The organism is Trichococcus sp. ES5 (genome assembly GCF_900067165.1).
Lineage (GTDB): Bacteria > Bacillota > Bacilli > Lactobacillales > Aerococcaceae > Trichococcus > Trichococcus flocculiformis.
In genome coordinates, this window is the sequence record NZ_FJND01000015.1 from 39049 (window position 1) to 56786 (window position 17738).

The following is a 17738-nucleotide window of genomic DNA, read 5'->3' on the forward strand; positions in this document are numbered from 1 at the left end:
AAAAGCACCTCCTTAAATAGATACGTTTTCGTATCAGGAAGTGCAAATCATTAATATGCGCCTTTTGAGTGTGAGAATACGTACTAATGGTCTTTTGAAACCCATCTATTGTTACGAGAAAATTTATTTAGTTCTTCAACTAATTCAAAAACGTAAGTTACTGGAAATCTTTTAGAAGGAGTATTACTAGGATTGTAATATGAAGCAAGTTTTTTCGCGTTTCTAATAGCTATTTCTTGGAAGGGCCTTAAAAGTTGAAATGTCTCTATGTCATTCTTTTGATAGCTTTTTCCAAACTGTTTTTTGAAAAAAACGTCAAGATTATTGATGTATTGATGTCTATCCAATTGACTTTCCAATAAACCAAAATGTAAAATATACCAAAGTTCAAATGATTGATTACTATAAGCAACATGCATCCCATTTTGTGCTGCTTTACTGCAAGCATTGTTAAATTGTTGGTCATTAAAACTATCTTTGTCAAATACACACCATACTTGGTCATATTCTCCTTTGTTTTTAAAGTCTATAGCACTATTAACTAAGGATTCAGTGTTTTTAGCTGCACCTATGACTTTTATGTTGGCGGAAAATACTTCAAAAGATTCAAAATAAAGAGGTTCTGTTTTTTCACCCTCACAAACAATTAAGAATCTCTCGATTTCTTCCATAGTATGGCTATCAATATCTCTTTTAAAACGTTTAAATTTATCCTTTTTAGCCATTAAAATTCCTCCGAATTGCTATGGAAGATATTTTCTACTGAATAGGGTTTAATGAATGGAATCGCTCCATATTTTCCTCTTAAGTAGTTTTTTTCATATTTTTCATCTTTTCGAACAACTTCACCTTTGAATCTATAGTTGGCTAATGAAGTTAAATGGCTTGCTTCTAAAATATCTTTTTCTGCAAACCATATTTGATCTCTCCTTTGTAATTCGTTATCTAGAATTGTTGAATTATGGCTTGTGATAATTAGTTGCCCAGAATTATTATGTTCGGAATTAAACAATTCCAAAATGTATCGTGTCATCAATGGATGAAGTTGTGCATCTATTTCATCAATAAATAAAATTTTACCATGTTGCAAAGTATCAATTATTGGTCCCGCAATTTTCAGAAATTCGTTAGTGCCACTCGATTCAAAAACTTCACTATCAAATTTATGAATGCCTACAATTTCACCTTTAGCATCATATACATTATGTTCAGAAAGAAGTCTATTTGTATCGAGTTTCAGTTGGTTAAGAATTTCTTCAGGTATTTCGCTGTCATCAACATTTTGAATTTGAAACTTACTTTCTTTGACTTCTAAATTGTTAATGTTAAAATCCGCAACTTTGAGCATTTCTAAGAGTTGCTCCTTGAATTTTTTGTCACCGTCTTTGATCATTCGTTTAGTAAAATCTATTCTACTTATTCCTAATCCATTGATTACGTTAATATTATTTCTAAAGAAATCCAGTATAATTTCAGCGAACTTTGTATTCGTTGTCGATAAAATGGTAAGAAATAATGATTTCTCATTGGTCATGCTGAATTTTAAATAAGCTTCGTCTTCTTTGATATAATCGATACTAAATTCTGCAAGAATGCTATCTTTTCTAAGAAAAACAAGTTCTTCATCGATATATAGCCATTCTTCATCAACTTTCTTTTTACCAATTTCAAATCCATACCTTACTAAAAGATCATTATGTAAAAAAGTAAGTTCAAACTCGGTGTTCTTTTTCTGGTATTCTGTATTGAGTGCAAATGAAATATTTGCTATATTCCCTTCATCTTGCGAATCCTTTACAGAATTTAATATAAAACCCCTCATAAAACTTATTCCTGCTAGCAAATTACTTTTACCACTTGCGTTAGCACCAAAAATGCTGGCCGACTTAAGCAGATATAAGTCACCCTCACTAACTTCTATTCGATTTTCCGGAAGTTCCGTTAAGTTAGAAGCAACCATACTGAAAATCTGCTCATCTTTAAATGATAAAAAATTTTTAACCTTAAATTCTAGTAGCATAATAATTATCCTCCTCGAGATTTTTTCTCGTCACATACATATTCTACCATATATAACTGTAATAATAAAACGAAAAAACAGTTTGACGAGATTTTTTCTCGTCGTTTTAATAACATTTGACTTAGTTATCCACGTACTCGCTCTTAGTATTGTATGAATAAGGTTTATAGTATTTTCAGTTTTCAAATGTAATTTACAACTTATTATAAAAAGGGGCACGAGAAGAAATTAGTTCTTTTGAAGTCTGTCGTATTAAAAAGAATAAATTAAGGGTGCTTGTGTTTTTATGGAGATCAAACAATGGCTATTAATTCTGCTAGCTAGTGCATCCGGAATAGTCGTTGCTTATTTCAGAATATCCCCCGAACACAATCAGGTAGTTAGATTATAAAAAGTGACACACTTTGTCACCAGAGCGCAATATTCATATTTTAATAAACTTAATGAATCGTTAGATAATCTGATTTTCAAATGAGTTTTTTACATGTTCAGTACTTGTGATACACCATATTTGCATTGAGAAAAGTGTTCTCCTATATATAATCATTTTACATATTTTCCATTGTTTTTCTGCGGTAGGTCTGCTACTTTTGACGTATTTCATTCAACCTCCGTACCTTAGTTGGAAGTAAAGTTTATTAAAATCATGACACGCTTAGGGATCTTCATTTAGGATAGCTAGATACCTACTGTTTTGAATAACTAAATTAGAAATAATAATAAAAGAATCTGAATTATTGAATATGAGAGGTGTCACATGGCTAAACAGTGGATAGTATTTTACGCATCATCCCACGGCTTCGGGCATATGACCCGTTGCCTGGCGATCATCGAGGAACTTTTGGAGACGACCGATCATCTGATTTATCTCGCGAGCGGCGCCTATCAGAACAGCTTCGCTCGCGTGTACCTTGAGCGCTTCGGCGACCGCGTGACCTACAGGGACATCCGCACCGAAGTCGGCCTCGTCAACAAGGACAACAGTCTCCAGGTCGACATCCCGCGTCTCGAGCACGAACTGACCGATTTCATGGCCGGCTGGGATACCGCCGTCCCCGCGGAAGTCGCCATTCTGCGCGATCTGCCCGTCGCCTGCGTCATCAGTGACATCAGCGCCATCGGCATTGAAGTGGGGGAACAATTGGGTGTGCGCAACATCGGCATCGCCAACTTCACCTGGTGCGAGCAGTACGAGTTCCTTGGCCTTTCCGACACCATCATTGCCCGCTTCAGGGAAGTCTACGCCAAACTCGACCTCCTGATCGAGTACGACCTGATGCTGCCGGCACCCAAACTGCCCGTTCCAAGAAAACAAATTGGCTTCATCTGCCGCAGTTTCGATTCCGACCGCATCACCGCCATCAAAGCCCAATACGGCCCGAGCATCTTCATCACTTGCGGCAAGTCGGCCGACCTGAATAACGTTCAAATCGACAACTTCGACGGCACCATCTTCACCACCAGCGGCATCAACATCACCGCTACCGGCAACGCCACCGTCGTCCGACTCCCCGTCGAAACCTTCGACACCCACAACTACCTCGCAGCCAGCGACATCGTCATCGCCAAAGCCGGTTGGGGAACGATATCGGAAGCTTTGCTTTCCAAAAGGAACTTGGTGCTGATCGAAAGGGAAGGCGTATTGGAGGATACCGAAAACATCGAAGAACTGAAGCACCGTGGCGTCGCTGTTTCGATCAAGGAATCCGACCTGGCGCGCATCGATATGCACCCAATCAGCGATCTGATTGCGGACAATATCATAAGAGAAAATCTGGATGTATACCAGGATTCGCTTAAAGACATTATGCGCGTATTATAACGCCGAAGGTGTGCCAAGCTCCGATGAACACTCTCTTCATCGGAGCGCATTTCCTGCCAGGTAGCCTAGCCCCTGTGAAAATGTGCTTGCCGGAGCACGGTCATTTTCCCGTGGCCCAACTACGGCGAGGCCCGGCTGACCGGAGGAGACAATCCGCTCGGGATTCTCTTCTCCGGCGCAAAAACCGAACGAAAGCACGCTGCCATCCGCATTTTATTCATCAATGCGGATGGCAGCGTGTTTTTTTCGCAAGGAGCAAAAGGACGTATTTTTCGGCACAGTTAATTCTGAATTTCAGTAAAATAATTATAGTTATTTCAAGAATGATATAGTACAATATGATATGTTAAGGAAATTTTATTCACTGTTGGATTTCCATCGTTCGATCCGGTTTTCAGAAGGCGCATCTGCCCGTTCCGAAGCGGATTTTGGTTTTGGGAAAGTGGCTGCTTTCCGAACAAAGGCAACAATTTTTCTCGATGGGGACAGCTTTTTACTCAGGTTCCCGTAGATTTGGACATAAAGTTGAGATGTTGTAAGAAGACAGCAAGCGTCAAGGAAGTTTTTTAGGAGGAGTACTGAAATATGTCGCTTAATTTATCACGCAAACAAAAGGCAATGGTTTTAATTTTACTGGATTCATTTTTCATTTTCGTATCCGCGTTATTGGCCTACTGGTTGATCCAGACTTATATCGCACCGCCGAATACGTTCTTTTACGTCATGGTGAGCATCTGCATCGGCAGTTACATTCTGCTCGGGCTGCGCAGTCACTTATTTGCGAGGATCGTCCGCTACACGAGCATCTATGAAGTCGGGAAGTCGACGGTTTTGATGACGGTATCCTATGCGATTTCGGCACTCATTACGTTATTTTTCATCAAAGGTGTCAGCTTCCGCTACATTTTCCTGATGTACATGTTCAGTTTGGTGTTCCTGCCCGGATCGCGTGTGTTTTGGCGGTTCTATCATGAATGGAATGATGGGAAGCTTAAAAAGAACAATGTGCCGATCGATAAGAAGGTCCGCACGTTGGTTGTCGGGGCCGGTGCTGGCGGCAGTATCTTCGTCGACAGCATCCTGCGCCAGCCGAGTGAAATCGAAATCGTCGGCATTGTCGACGGTGACAGGAACAAGGCGAATTCGCGCTTGTTCGACATCCCGATCGTCGGTACGAAAGAAGACATTCCTGCATTGGTTAAGGAATTTGCCGTCGACCAGGTGACGATTGCCATCCCATCCCTGAAGCCGCAAGAGTTGGAAAGCATCTTGGAGTATTGTAACCGGGCAAATGTGAAAGTGAATCAGATGCCGCGGATCGAGGATGTCCTGAAGGGCAAACTGACCGTCAGCCGCCTCCGCAACATCGATGTGGTCGATTTGCTGGGACGCGAAGAAGTACAACTGGACCGCACCAAAATTGCTGAGCAGTTGGAAAATGAAGTGGTATTGGTAAGTGGTGCAGGTGGTTCGATCGGATCAGAAATCTGCCGCCAAATCGCAAAATTCGGACCGAAAAAATTGATTTTGCTGGGACACGGTGAAAATTCGATCTACCTGATCGATAAAGAATTGCGCAACCTGCACGGACGCACGATCGAAATCATCCCGGTCATCGCGGATATCCAAGATCGTGAACGTATTTTCCAAGTAATGGAAACCTATAAACCCGATCATGTATTCCACGCAGCTGCCCACAAACATGTGCCGTTGATGGAATACAACCCGATGGAAGCGATCAAAAATAACGTCTATGGATCAAAAAACATGGCCGAAGCTGCCAAAGCGGCCGGTGTGAAGAGTTTCGTGATGATCTCCACCGACAAAGCGGTCCGCCCGACAAACGTGATGGGTTCGACGAAGCGTATCGCAGAGATCCTGGTGACTTCCTTGAATGAACCGGGTAAAACTAAATTCGCTGCAGTCCGATTCGGGAATGTATTGGGCAGCCGCGGCAGCGTCATCCCTGTCTTCAAAGAACAGATCGAAAAAGGCGGTCCGGTCACTGTCACCGATATGCGCATGATCCGCTACTTCATGACGATTCCGGAAGCAAGCCGTCTGGTTCTGCAGGCCGGCGTGCTGGCCAAAGGGGGAGAGATCTTCATCCTGGATATGGGTGAACCTGTCAAGATTTCTGACCTGGCGCGTAAAATGATCAAGTTGTCCGGTTACACGGAGGCTGAAATTCCGATCGTGGAATCAGGCATCCGCCCCGGCGAAAAACTCTACGAGGAATTGCTGGTCGATGGCCAATTGTCCGACAATCAAGTCTTCGAAAAAATATTTGTTGGAAAAGCCACAACGTATGACCGTCAAGAGGTCTGGAAATTTGTCGAATCACTTGATGGTTTGGCAAATGAAAAGCTTCGTGACGAAGTAATTGCCTTCGCAAATGAAAATGTGTAGGGATTGATACTGTATAACAAGCATACCTCCGAGACTGGGGTGTGCTTGTTTTTTTTCGTGCCAGCTCCGACGGAGCTAACGCCCGTCGGAAAAAAGTGTTGCGCCTGGTAACTCTCCTCCGGTGAGCGAATGCTAGCCGGAGGAGGGTGTGTTGCGGGCGGCCGAACTTCGGCGAAGCCGCGGTGGTCGGAGGTGATGATCTTTTTGGATGATTTCCTCCGGCAGGGAAGCCCCTGCCCGGAGGAAAGCCCTTGCCGGAGAAGGGTGTTTTGCCAGCGATCTCAGTTCCGGTGAGCGAATGTTCGCCGGAGGACGTTGTGTTTCGGGAGACTGAACTCCGGCGAAACCGCGGTGGTCGGAGGTAATAATCTTTTTGGATCTTCTCCTCCGGCAGACAACCCCCTCACAGGAGCTGGCACGGCGTCACCGCAGCCCCCACCAATTCAACCAGTCCGTCTCAAATCGAGGCGGGCTTTTTTTCGTTTCCGACTTTACATCTGTTAACTACTGTTATATACTGTTTATCGAAAGGGAGGGGGAGTCGTTTCGGATGAAAATCATCATTCAGCACAATTCGATGGTACCGATCTATGAGCAACTGGTGAATCAGATCAAGTCGTTGATATTGGAAGAAAGTTTGCGGGAGAACGAGCCTCTGCCTTCGGTGCGGGTACTGGCGAAGGAGATCAAAGCCAGCGCGCTCACCGTCAAAAAGGCCTACGATTTGCTGGAGCAGGAGGGGTTTATCGCGACCGTCCACGGTAAAGGCAGCTTTGTGTTGGCCGTGAACAGGCACGCGAAAAGGGAAAATCTGCTGTACAGCACGCAGGCAGAGTTGGAGCAAGTGATCAAGAAAGCGCGGCAGGCCGGCATCTCCAAAGCGGAGCTGGTGGAACTGATCGCGATGATTCTGGAGGAGGAATTGGGATGATTGTAATGGAAAACGCCGTCGTGACGTATCCGAGTTTCGAGTTGAATTGTTCGTTGCAGGTGGATGAAGGCACGATCACCGGGATTGTCGGGGAAAACGGCGCCGGCAAAACGACGCTTTTCAAAGCGCTGTTGGGCCTGGTCCCGTTCGCATCGGGCAGCGCCAAAATCAACGGGCAGGACATCGCCGGGTTGTCGCTGGCGGACCGCGAAAGCATCGGCACCGTGTTGGCGGAATCCTTTTTTAACGATATCTATACGATAAAGGACGTCAACCGGCTGTTGAAAAGTTTTTACCGAAAATTCGATGAAAGCTATTTCCTGCGCAAATGTGCTGATTTCCACCTCCCCAAAGATCAGAAACTGAAGGAATTCTCGACCGGGATGAAGGCCAAGCTGAAGACGCTGACGGCGCTGTCGCACGGGGCGCAGCTGCTGATTTTGGACGAACCCACCAGCGGACTCGACGTCAGCGCGCGCTACGAGATTTTGGACATGTTGCAGGACTACCTCGTCACCCACCCGCGCTGCAGCATCCTGATCAGCTCGCACATCTCGAGCGATCTGGAGAAACTCTGCGACGACATCTACTACCTGAAGGCCGGCAAAGTCCTTCTGCACGAGGAGACCGACCGCCTGCTCGATGCATACGGCGTCCTGAAGGTGGATGAAGAAGGACTGGGGCAGATCGACCGGGACTTCCTGCTTTATCGGAAGCGGACCAACTACGGCTACGACTTGCTGACGGACCAGCGGCTGTTCTACATGGAGAATTACCCCAAGTTGGTTGTGGAAAAACCGACGATCGACCAAATAATGCTGATGATAATGGATGGTGACCGACTATGAAAGGCCTCTGGGTAAAAGACTTGCTGCTGTTGCAGAAACAGCTGAAAACGTTCCTGATGTTCGTACTGATCGCCGCGTTCAACGCCTACACGATCAAATCCGTTCCGGTGGTATTTATTATGATGGCGTTCTTCTTCGTCACGACGACCTCTTCGACGATTTTCTATGATCAGGAAAACCACGGCTTCCTCTATCTGTTCACCTTGCCGATACGCAAGAAGGATTACGTGATCCAGAAGCAACTGCTGGTTCTGGTATCTGCCCTGGTGGCCACGTTGCTGTCCGTCGGTTTGATTTTGCTGCTGATGCCATTCGTTCCAGAGCTGCAGACGAGCGCACAGGATTTGCTGTACAACGCTCTTTATAGTTTCTTTTATGGGTGTTTCTACGGTGCCATCATCACGCCGCTGTACCTGCGCTACGGAACCGAAAAAGCGCGAGTGTTCATTTTTGCGATCATGGGGATCCTGGCGATGGGCATCATCCTGCTGCAAAAGACTGGTGTACTCGACAATTTAGAGAGCTCCGACTTTATAGCCAGCGTGGCAGCCTTCAATCCGCTGCAAATAACCAGCTTGATCCTCGCGCTGAGCATCGCGATGCTGGGTGTTTCAACAATTGTGAGCAGACGGTTTATCGATAAGTCCGTTGCGTTTTAAGATAGAAGAAACTCCCCGGCGAAATGCGCCGGGTAGCTTCTTCGTATTACTGGAGGTGGTCTCCTCCGACAAGGCGGGTGCTCGCTGGAGGACAGGTTTGCGCCGGGTAGCTCACCTCCGACGAGCGAATGCTGGCCGGAGGTGGATGTGTTGCGGGCGGCCGAACTCCGGCGAAGCCGCGGTGATCGGAGGTAATCATCTTTTTTGGTGTTCTCCTCCGGCGAGGAAGCCCCTGCCCGGAGGAAAATATCAGCTCCGACGAGAAGGGTGCTCATCGGAAGACAGACTTGCGCCGGGTAGCTCAACTACGACAAGCGAATGCTGGCCGGAGGAAGGCTTTTTTTCGGTAGCCCAACTCCGGCGAAGCCGTGGTGGTCGGAGGTAATCATCTTTTGGGTGTACTCCTCCGGCCGAAAGACTTCTGCCTGGAAGGACCATCAGCTCCGATGAGTGCGGTGCTCATCGGAGAACAGCCCTGTGCCAGGTATATCAACTTCGGCGAGGGGAGCTTCGCCGGAGGACAGCCCTAGAAATCTGCGACAACTACGACGAAGGCGCCTCTCATCGGAGGAGAGAGCGCAAGCATGCTTGGCCGGCTACTCCGGCCGCAAAAAAATAGCCCAACCCGGCGCATCCGGATTGGGCTAGCGATGAAAGTTCAGCACAAAACTTGGCCTTTCCCGTGGTAATAGCCTTGCTGATAGACCATTCCCAGGTTTTTCAGTTTGTTGCTGATGCATTCCGACTCAACGCCTTCGACAACCAATTTAAGATTGTAACGATTGGAAAAGTTAAGCCAGTTATTCAAGAAAAAGAACATGCTGTCTTCGTTGGTGTTTCTGAAATCCAGCAGTGAAATTTTGATGGTATGAATATTTTGAACATTTTTTGATATCAATTCAAAGTTGTTTTGGCCACTGCCTATATCATCGATCGCCAATGAAAAACCTTTGTTCTTCAGATTTGAGATATAATTTTGGAGGGCATCCGCTCCATCGGCTGGGTCAAATTCGCAGCAATGTTCAGTCAATTCGATCGAGACATTCCCTCTCATCGAGGAAATATTATCCAAAAATGCCCAAGTCGAAGGATGCTGCAACTGTTGTGGATGCAGATTCAGCGACAGATTTGTGTTGCTGTGTTTGTCCACCAATTTTTTCAGTTCTCTAAAATAATAAGCCATCAACCTGGTATTACGTTCGTCCTTTTCAATGAACCATAGAAACATTTTTTCAGGGAAAGCCCGCAATTTTGTGGATCTTAATAAAATTTCATACCCATCGATAACATTTGCACGCGAACACAGCATGATTGGCTGACATACCAGATATAAATCATCTAACAACTCCTGCATCTTATCCATTCCTTTTTCCCCCTTCCGATCACTGCAAACCAAACTGTCAAACTAAATGGGACCGAAACCTATAGTTAAATAATTCCACCGATTGAAATAAATGAATTCGGTTGATTATTCGATTGCATCTGTGCATAAAAAATCAATTGCCCTAAAACCATCAGCGATCGAAGGCGATGCCTCATCGCAACTGGGATGTGCCTTCTTTGAAGACGGCTCCCTTGCGCTCCCAGGCGACGAACCTATTTTGGCCCGCGTCTTTGGAATTTTGTGCTGATCCTGTGAGCTTATACCTAATTCTACCGCCGTAATCCCCGTTTTGAGAAAAATAGTCCAAAAAGAATAACCGAACCAACAGTGTCATGAAAAAATTAGCGCTGGAACGAATTACCGGAGGTGGCTGCCTTTCGAGCCTCCGTGCTCCGACAAGCGGGGCGCTCGTCGGAAGACAGACTGCGCCTACAGTTGTTTCCGTATAATTGTGTAAAAAGAAAAGGTCATACCCAAACCTTTGGTACAATGTAGTTACCACACAACATCGCAAAGGAGAATGGATATGACCCAACTAAATATTAATATAAATATGGAAGAATTAACAGAGGCAGTTTTGAGCAGTAATATCAACAGCATGATGAAGTCTATGGCAGTATTGGTTTTTAACGCGTATATGGAAGCGGAGCGGGATGAGCATATTCAAGCCAGTCAGTACGAGCGGAACGTTAGTCGAACAGATTACCGCAATGGGTACTATGAACGGGACTTCACCCTTTCCATCGGAAGGCTCACCCTGAAAGTACCCCGTACCCGCAGCGGCGAGTTCTCCACGCAGCTATTTGAGCGATACAAAAGGATGGATCAGGCTTTCGTGCTGAGCATGGTGGAGGCTGTGGTCAACGGCGTCTCCACGAAGAAAGTGTCAAAAATCGTGGAGCAACTGTGCGGAGAAACGGTATCGAAGTCATTTGTCTCTAACGCGATGAAGCACTTAGATCCCGAGATTGAGGAGTTTCGGACCCGCTCTCTGACCAGCCATACCTATCGGTATCTTTACGTAGATGCGATGTACATCAAGGTACGTGAGAATCATCGCATCATCAGTAAAGCTGTCTATGTCGCGCAAGGAGTCAACGAGTTGAACAAACGCGAAATCGTTGGTTTCAAAGTGTCGGGTCAAGAATCCACAGAGATCTGGAAATCTTTTCTTCAGGAACTGCGGGACCGTGGGTTGACACAACCTAACTTAGTGATTTCGGATGCCCATGCGGGCCTAAAAGCAGCCATCCAGGAAGTGTTCGTGGGTTCGGCTTGGCAACGGTGCACAGTCCACTTCCTTCGGAACATCCTGGAAGGGATGCCGAAAAAAGAATGTGTTGAGCAACGAGAAGCCCTACGGAAAATCTTCCGTGCCAACACGCTTCAGCAAGCGCTCGAGAGCCGTCAGGCCTTCGAAGAGTTGACCGGAGGGGAGAAACGCTTCAGCAAGGCCTTGGAGACGCTGGACAGCGGCTTTATGGACGCGATGCAGTATCTTCAAGAGCCAGAAGCTTATCACATTTCCTTGCGGACAACCAATTCCTTGGAACGGGTCAACCGCGAAATCGGCCGAAGGGAAAAAGTGGTATCAATTTTCCCGAATACCGAATCAGCGGAACGCTTGATTGGAGCGGTTTTGATGGACATGAATGAAGAATGGGCGAAGAACACAGGGACGTTCCTGATGAAGAAAGGGAATCCGATCGTAGGGAGGACTTAACAATTGCACGCTCGGTTTTGGTAGGAATCGGGTTTTGATTCCTACCGAAACCGAGGGTCCTGCCAGGCTCGCCTGGCACAAAAGCATACTTATCAAGTAAAAGGAACTACAAAGTGATTTTACACAGGATTTCGGACTTGACCGCGCCTACGATCTCAACTCCGGTGAGCGCATGCTGGCCGGAGGAGCGTGCGTGGCGGCCGGCCGAACTCCGGCGAAGCCGCTGTGGTCGGAGGTGATAGTCTTTTTGGGTGGATTTCTCCGGCAGAGAATCTCTTATTTTAGGAAAGAGTATTGTATCTTCGGTAGCTAGTTTGCGTATGTTTATGATGAGTGTGGTCAATTATTCATCATCCTCATTCTGGAATACGCTTGTATAATCCAAAATTATCATTGAAAAAAGTTATCGTATATGATAACATGTAGCTGAAGGAAGTCATATTCTTGGGGGGAATAGCTTGGCATATGATGTTGAATTTTATCAAGAAGAGAATGGGGAAGTACCGGTACGAGATTTCCTCGAATCCTTACCTCCCAAATTAAGAGCTAAGACTTTCCGAGAAATTGAACTATTGAAAGATCATGGACCTGACCTAAGAGAGCCTCATACCAAATCGATAAAAGGGAAAGAAAATAAGGGGATTTATGAATTGCGAGTAAAGTTCTCAACGGATATCTCCAGAGTATTTTATTTTTCCTATATTGGCAGTACCTTTGTTTTGCCTCATGGTTTTGTGAAAAAAACTAATAAGACTCCGCCAAGAGAAATAGAGAGAGCAAGGAAGTATAAAGAAGATTATGAAAGAAGGTGCAGTGATGAGTAAATTGGATGTTAAAACAAAATCTGCAGGAGTAAAGTTTGACGACATTAAAGCGCAAATGATGGAAGATGCTGAATTTCAAGAGGAATACGACAAGCTGCAGCCAAGATACGAGTTGATTTCACAAATCATCGAAGCAAGAAAAAGTATGAAGATGACTCAAGAAGAGCTGGCTAAAAGAGCTGGAACCAGAAAGTCCAACATTTCCAGACTCGAGAGTGGTTCTTACAACCCTTCATTAGACTTCCTTATCAAAATCGCTAAGGGCTTGGGGAAAGATGTGCACATCGAAATTCGTTGATGAGTGTTTTTGATTGCGTAGTCTACAGCAAAAAAATAAAAGAATTAAATCGGTGGCATCCCAACACCGACGAGGCCTACTCCAACCGAAGCTAAGCACCCGCATAAAAAGCTCACCTTCGACTAGCAAACGCTGGCCGGAGGTGAGTGCGTTGTGGGGAGGCCGAACTCCGGCGAAGCCGCGGTGGTCGGAGGTGATAATCTTTTTGGGTGTTTTCCTCTGGCAGAAGTGAGTTTCACCAAAAGAGAGTGGACAACACCGTTGAAAAGATATAAGCAAAAATAAGAAGCTAAGCCCCCGACCTTGTAGGCAGGAGACTTAGCTTCTTCTGTATGTGATAGTTTATTTTAGTTTTTTTACAACCGCAGACAAAGGTTTTCTTTTTTTACGTAGTTCTTTTAAATAGGCTTCATTTGCAGCTTGTTCTTCATCATTGACGTCTAATGTATGATAGAGGACACGCACCATTTTTACGGCATCTCGTTTTGTTTGATCATCGGCAGGAGAGTTCAATAACTGGTCGTATAAAGTTGGCAATTCAACAGGTTGATTCGATAACTTTTCTAAAGTGTTATGGACATGAAGAACTGTTTTTTGGCGCTCGCCCTCATACAAAGGTCTCCAGTCGCTTACAAGACGCAACATTTTATCAACATGAACCATTGTCATTGCCTCCTTTCATTTCCTATATAATACTATCTTAAAGCCTTTTTTGCAATTCAACCAGAATATCTGGATAATAACTATAAAGTGGATTTGGATTTAAAATGTAATCTTTGTACTCCTCGATGAGATCGATAAGTTTTTGAATATCGCAACAATCTAAAATACCACTTTTCATGACATCTTCATAATCTTTTTTTCTATCTGTCAAAGATTTGATACAGGCTTGCATTTCGTAGGAGGGGAGATAGACCGTTAAATTTGAATAGTCATCATCGAAAGATTGTATGTTTTCAGAATTCAAAAATTCAGATACTTCTGGAAGCAGAACACCATCGACAGGTTCAAAGCCTAATTTGGGTAAATACTGATACAGTTTGTCATGGTTGGTTGTATCAAGACCGGCGATATCAATATCATGGGTACCACGAAATACAATATTCTCTTTAGCAAGTAGTAAGTTCATAGCAGAGCCTCCCACAATAACGAATTCAGCAGTAATACCCTGTTCATGGCAGAATTTATCTAATAGACTTAACTTATCACGAATTTCATCCGTACTGATATTTTCGTTTGTAAACATGCAGCTTTCCTCACCTTTCTTCTACACAAACTTCTCATATTATATATACGCATTGATCCAATTGAGGCTTCTTGTTGCTTCTACAACTTAATCCTAGGAGCCCTATCTCAACTGAATTAAACCAACCAAATAAAGCTCAACTCCGACTAGTGAATGTTGGCCGGAGTTGAGCTTTATTTGGTTTCCGAACTCCGGCGAAGCCGTTGTTCACTAACAATACCAAATCAGAAATATAGAAATAATCACTTTTAATCATAGTTTAATCTGATTGGATATAGTAAAATTGATATTGTATTAGTTGTTTAAAACAAATTGAGAAAAAGTTTAAGCAGCCCTCTGTTCTTCAAAGTATTTCGTTTTGTTCAGAATGAATTCTTTTTTGAAGGACAGGGGGCTTTTGTATGGGAAAGTCAGCTGTCCCAGGTGGGCGCTTGAACAATTTTGCTCAGTATTGAGCGAGTATTTTATAAGGCATCTAAATTGTAAAATTACGCAAAAGAGATTGGAGGATTATGATGGGAGTTTTTGATTCTTTCAAAGAATTGGTTACGCAAAAGCCGGTGGGTCTGAAGAATCCGGATTTTTATAAGGCCGACAGCGATGCGAAGAAGCAGCTGGAGCGATTGCAGCAGCTTCACGTCACCGCGCCGGACAGGGTGAAGCCGCAGATCGAGCGCGACATGAAGCTGCTCGCGTACGGCATTGTCGGGGAGGAGAGCGTCGCGTTTGAGCTGAACAACAGCTACCTGCCGATCATCGTGCTGCACGATCTGCGCCTCGAGCACGAGGGACTGTCGGCGCAGATCGACTACCTCATCATCACCACGAAGTTTTGCCTCATCGTCGAATGCAAAAACCTTTTTGGTAACCTCGAAGTGAACAGCCGGGGCGAGTTCATCCGTGAATTAACGTTCAATGGTACGCGCAAAAAGGAAGGCATTTATAGTCCGGTTACGCAAAATGTGCGGCATATGGAGATGATCAAACAGCTACGGTTGGCAAATAAGAGAAATCCGCTGATGCGTGCAGCGCTCGATAAATATTTTGATGATTTGTATCGATCCGTGATTGTGCTGGCTAATCCGAAAACCGTCATCAACCTGAAGCAGGCGCCGAAAAACGTGAAAGATCAGATTATCCGGAGCGACCAGCTGAGTGACTACATTAAGCGGCTGCTGCGCGAAAACAAGGATCTGGCGTCGTCGGAAAAAGAGATGTATGAGATGGCTGAGTTTTTTGTGGGGTTGCATAAGGAGAACACTGTTGATTATGCGGAGAAGTATTTGTTGAGCGATAGTGGTGAGGTGCGTGATGAAGCGGTCGAAGCACTGCCGGATCAGGTCGAAGTCGACATCACCGAAACGCCGCTGTACCAAGCGCTCAAGCAGTACCGCTACGAAACAAGCAAAGCAGAGGGCATCAAGGCATATTATGTCTACAACAATCTCCAACTGGAGGCGCTGATTGCGGCAACGCCTGCGAATTTGGATGAGTTAAGGAAGGTTTCCAGTTTTGGGGATGTAAAGTGCGAAAAATATGGGGATGGGATTATTGAGATAGTGGGGAGATATAAAGATAAAATCCATCGATAGAGATTAAAAATACTTTTCTCTGCACTTCTAATTGTTTGAAAAAAGTTTTCATCTGAGCGAATGCAAGTGTAATGCCGTTGTGAAACGAACGTGCATTCTGTATAATTAAGGAAACGCATTCTCAATAGAAAGAAGTTGGCAGAATGATTAATAAAGTTCGGATAAGTAACTTCAAAGGAATTAAAAATATTGAATTAAATCAACTTTCAAAATTCAACATTATTGGAGGTAAGAACAACGCCGGAAAATCTACTGTACTCGAAGCTATATTTATGTTTTATGATCGCTTAGGCCCAGATTTCTTGTTAAAACAATATAGCTGGAGAGGCATAACAGAATTACAGGTTGTTCCCGAAGAAATTTTCTTCCCAATATTTAATGGTTATGATTCTTCAAAAAAAATAACCATTGAAATAGCAACAGGTTCAGAAAAAGATACCTTAGACATAGTGTATAGTGATCCTTTTTCTCACAATGAAATTAATGATAAGAAAATTTTCTTGGAGAATCTGGATGGTGTTATTAAGACAGATGATAATTTGGTTTCATCAAACACGAAATTGATGATGACAGTGAGACACTCTGACGCCAGGTATAAGAAGGAATCCTTTGATCTGGGTTTATCTTTAAGCAACCTGTCATTTAATATTAAGCATGCTACAAGGCACAATATGCTGAATTGCAAATTTTTGTCTTCTAAGGGGTACCAAAATCCAATTGAAGTTGCTGTTCAATATAGTGAGCTTGATATCAATGGAGAGTCAGAAAAGCTTATAGATTTTTTGCGTATCATTGAGCCAAAAATTAAGGGAATCTCAAATGTTTCTCTCGCTAATAATAAGTCAATGTTGTACGTAGATATTGGAATCAATAAAAAAATTCCGATGTCATTTATGGGTGACGGAATTAGTCGGCTTACCTCTATCCTGTTAGCTATTTTGACAACAAAGAATGGCATTGTATTCATTGATGAAATTGAGAATGGCATTCATTACTCTGTACAAAATAAGATATGGATGTCTATCCTAAAAGCTGCAAGTGAGAACAACTGCCAAATATTCGTTAGCACACATAGTTATGAATTCTTAAATGCCTGCATTGAAGGAACTGATGAGATTTATCAGGATCAACTAGCTTATTTCAGATTAGAACAAATAGAAAATGAGACACAAGCTAAAAGATTAACGTTTGACAATCTGAAGACTTCAGTTTCTAACGGATGGGAGGTTCGGTGATGCCAGCTTTGCCTACTGAAAAAAATAAAGAATCCTTTACCTCGATTATTTCGAAGAGTGTCTATATGCTCGTTGAAGGAAAAGATGAGGAAGCTTTCTTCAATAAGTTTTTTTATAAAAATCAACGACTTGAACCATTAAACTTAAATGACAATATTCAAATAGAGAGCATCCAGGGAATCAATAATCTTGATGCTTCGATTGGAGCATTGATTACTAGGACCGGATTTGAAAAAATTGAAATCTTGTTGATCATCCGAGATGCTGACAATAGTCACAATAGTTCGTTTGATAGTGTACGTCATATTTTGCATAAAAACGGGTTACCTTCGCCAAATAATATGAATGATTTTTCAGAGTCAGGAGGATCCGTAACAACAGGTGTATATATTCTTCCAGGAAAACCAGAAGATATAACTGGCAACATGCTGGAGGATTTGTGCTTGAGTATTCCAGATAATCCGTTGATAATGCCATATATAGATAATTATTTGAGTCTCATTACGGGGGATCCTAATGTTGTTGATCCAAAAAACATCCATAAGTCTAAATTATTAGTTTTTTTAGCAAGCCATAAAGATGTACCTAACACTTTAGGTCTTGGAACGCAAAAAAACTATTTTGATTTAAATCATGCGAACCTAGACTTACTTGTGGAATTTTTTGCAAAGGTTAAAACACTTCTTGAAGATGGTGACTAAAAAATAGATAGGGATTCTGCAATATAACATTCAAAATGTATTGAAA

16 protein-coding genes are annotated in these 17738 nt (G+C 43.7%); 11 read left to right on the forward strand and 5 right to left on the reverse strand.

What is annotated here, in order from left to right:
• Positions 1-83 precede the first annotated feature (83 nt).
• Complete coding sequence (locus TES5_RS11060) at positions 84-725, reverse strand: RloB family protein (RefSeq protein ID WP_068562053.1); 642 nt, start codon at positions 723-725, stop codon at positions 84-86.
• Positions 725-2020 carry an AAA family ATPase gene (locus TES5_RS11065; protein WP_068562055.1) on the reverse strand — a complete coding sequence of 432 codons (1296 nt, stop codon included), beginning with the start codon at positions 2018-2020 and terminating at the stop codon, positions 725-727. Before TES5_RS11065 ends, TES5_RS11060 begins: the two co-directional genes overlap by 1 nt.
• Before the next feature lie 757 nt (positions 2021-2777).
• On the opposite strand from TES5_RS11065, the gene TES5_RS11070 reads away from it, so the two are divergent.
• From TES5_RS11070 to TES5_RS11090, 5 genes are all read left to right on the forward strand, one after another.
• Positions 2778-3842 carry a glycosyltransferase gene (locus TES5_RS11070; RefSeq protein ID WP_068562057.1) on the forward strand — a complete coding sequence of 355 codons (1065 nt, stop codon included), beginning with the start codon at positions 2778-2780 and terminating at the stop codon, positions 3840-3842.
• A 585-nt stretch (positions 3843-4427) separates the two neighbouring features.
• Positions 4428-6251 carry a polysaccharide biosynthesis protein gene (locus TES5_RS11075; protein ID WP_068562060.1) on the forward strand — a complete coding sequence of 608 codons (1824 nt, stop codon included), beginning with the start codon at positions 4428-4430 and terminating at the stop codon, positions 6249-6251.
• Positions 6252-6801: 550 nt separating this feature from the next.
• On the forward strand, positions 6802-7182 hold the full coding sequence (locus TES5_RS11080) for a GntR family transcriptional regulator (RefSeq protein WP_068562062.1): 381 nt from the start codon (positions 6802-6804) through the stop codon (positions 7180-7182).
• Entirely contained in the window at positions 7179-8030 is an 852-nt protein-coding gene (locus tag TES5_RS11085; protein ID WP_068562063.1) for an ATP-binding cassette domain-containing protein, read from the forward strand. The genes TES5_RS11080 and TES5_RS11085 overlap by 4 nt, the downstream gene beginning before the upstream one ends.
• Entirely contained in the window at positions 8027-8689 is a 663-nt protein-coding gene (locus TES5_RS11090) for an ABC-2 transporter permease (RefSeq protein WP_068562064.1), read from the forward strand. The genes TES5_RS11085 and TES5_RS11090 overlap by 4 nt, the downstream gene beginning before the upstream one ends.
• 658 nt (positions 8690-9347) lie before the next feature.
• Here the strand turns inward: TES5_RS11090 and TES5_RS11095 are convergent.
• Positions 9348-10052 carry an EAL domain-containing protein gene (locus TES5_RS11095; protein WP_068562065.1) on the reverse strand — a complete coding sequence of 235 codons (705 nt, stop codon included), beginning with the start codon at positions 10050-10052 and terminating at the stop codon, positions 9348-9350.
• Between the two features lie 547 nt (positions 10053-10599).
• Here TES5_RS11095 and TES5_RS11100 point away from each other — a divergent pair.
• From TES5_RS11100 to TES5_RS11110, 3 genes are all read left to right on the forward strand, one after another.
• Positions 10600-11796 carry an IS256 family transposase gene (locus tag TES5_RS11100; RefSeq protein WP_068562066.1) on the forward strand — a complete coding sequence of 399 codons (1197 nt, stop codon included), beginning with the start codon at positions 10600-10602 and terminating at the stop codon, positions 11794-11796.
• Positions 11797-12254: 458 nt separating this feature from the next.
• The gene (locus TES5_RS11105; protein ID WP_068562067.1) at positions 12255-12620 is read left to right on the forward strand and encodes a type II toxin-antitoxin system RelE/ParE family toxin; all 366 of its coding nucleotides are present in this window, start codon (positions 12255-12257) and stop codon (positions 12618-12620) included.
• On the forward strand, positions 12613-12918 hold the full coding sequence (locus TES5_RS11110) for a helix-turn-helix transcriptional regulator (protein WP_068562068.1): 306 nt from the start codon (positions 12613-12615) through the stop codon (positions 12916-12918). The genes TES5_RS11105 and TES5_RS11110 overlap by 8 nt, the downstream gene beginning before the upstream one ends.
• 342 nt (positions 12919-13260) lie before the next feature.
• On the opposite strand, the gene TES5_RS11115 is transcribed toward TES5_RS11110, so the two are convergent.
• The gene (locus tag TES5_RS11115; RefSeq protein WP_068562069.1) at positions 13261-13581 is read right to left on the reverse strand and encodes a hypothetical protein; all 321 of its coding nucleotides are present in this window, start codon (positions 13579-13581) and stop codon (positions 13261-13263) included.
• A gap of 37 nt (positions 13582-13618) precedes the next feature.
• On the reverse strand, positions 13619-14164 hold the full coding sequence (locus TES5_RS11120) for a DUF6036 family nucleotidyltransferase (protein ID WP_068562070.1): 546 nt from the start codon (positions 14162-14164) through the stop codon (positions 13619-13621).
• A gap of 515 nt (positions 14165-14679) precedes the next feature.
• Between TES5_RS11120 and TES5_RS11125 the strand changes: the two genes are divergently transcribed.
• The 3 genes from TES5_RS11125 (at position 14680) to TES5_RS11135 (ending at position 17692) form a co-directional block, all read left to right on the forward strand.
• Complete coding sequence (locus TES5_RS11125; RefSeq protein WP_178137839.1) at positions 14680-15756, forward strand: NERD domain-containing protein; 1077 nt, start codon at positions 14680-14682, stop codon at positions 15754-15756.
• 143 nt (positions 15757-15899) lie between these two features.
• Positions 15900-16991, forward strand: coding sequence for an AAA family ATPase (locus TES5_RS11130; RefSeq protein WP_068562071.1), 1092 nt, complete (start codon positions 15900-15902; stop codon positions 16989-16991).
• Entirely contained in the window at positions 16991-17692 is a 702-nt protein-coding gene (locus TES5_RS11135) for a DUF3226 domain-containing protein (RefSeq protein ID WP_068562072.1), read from the forward strand. Before TES5_RS11130 ends, TES5_RS11135 begins: the two co-directional genes overlap by 1 nt.
• The last annotated feature ends 46 nt before the right edge of the window (positions 17693-17738 follow it).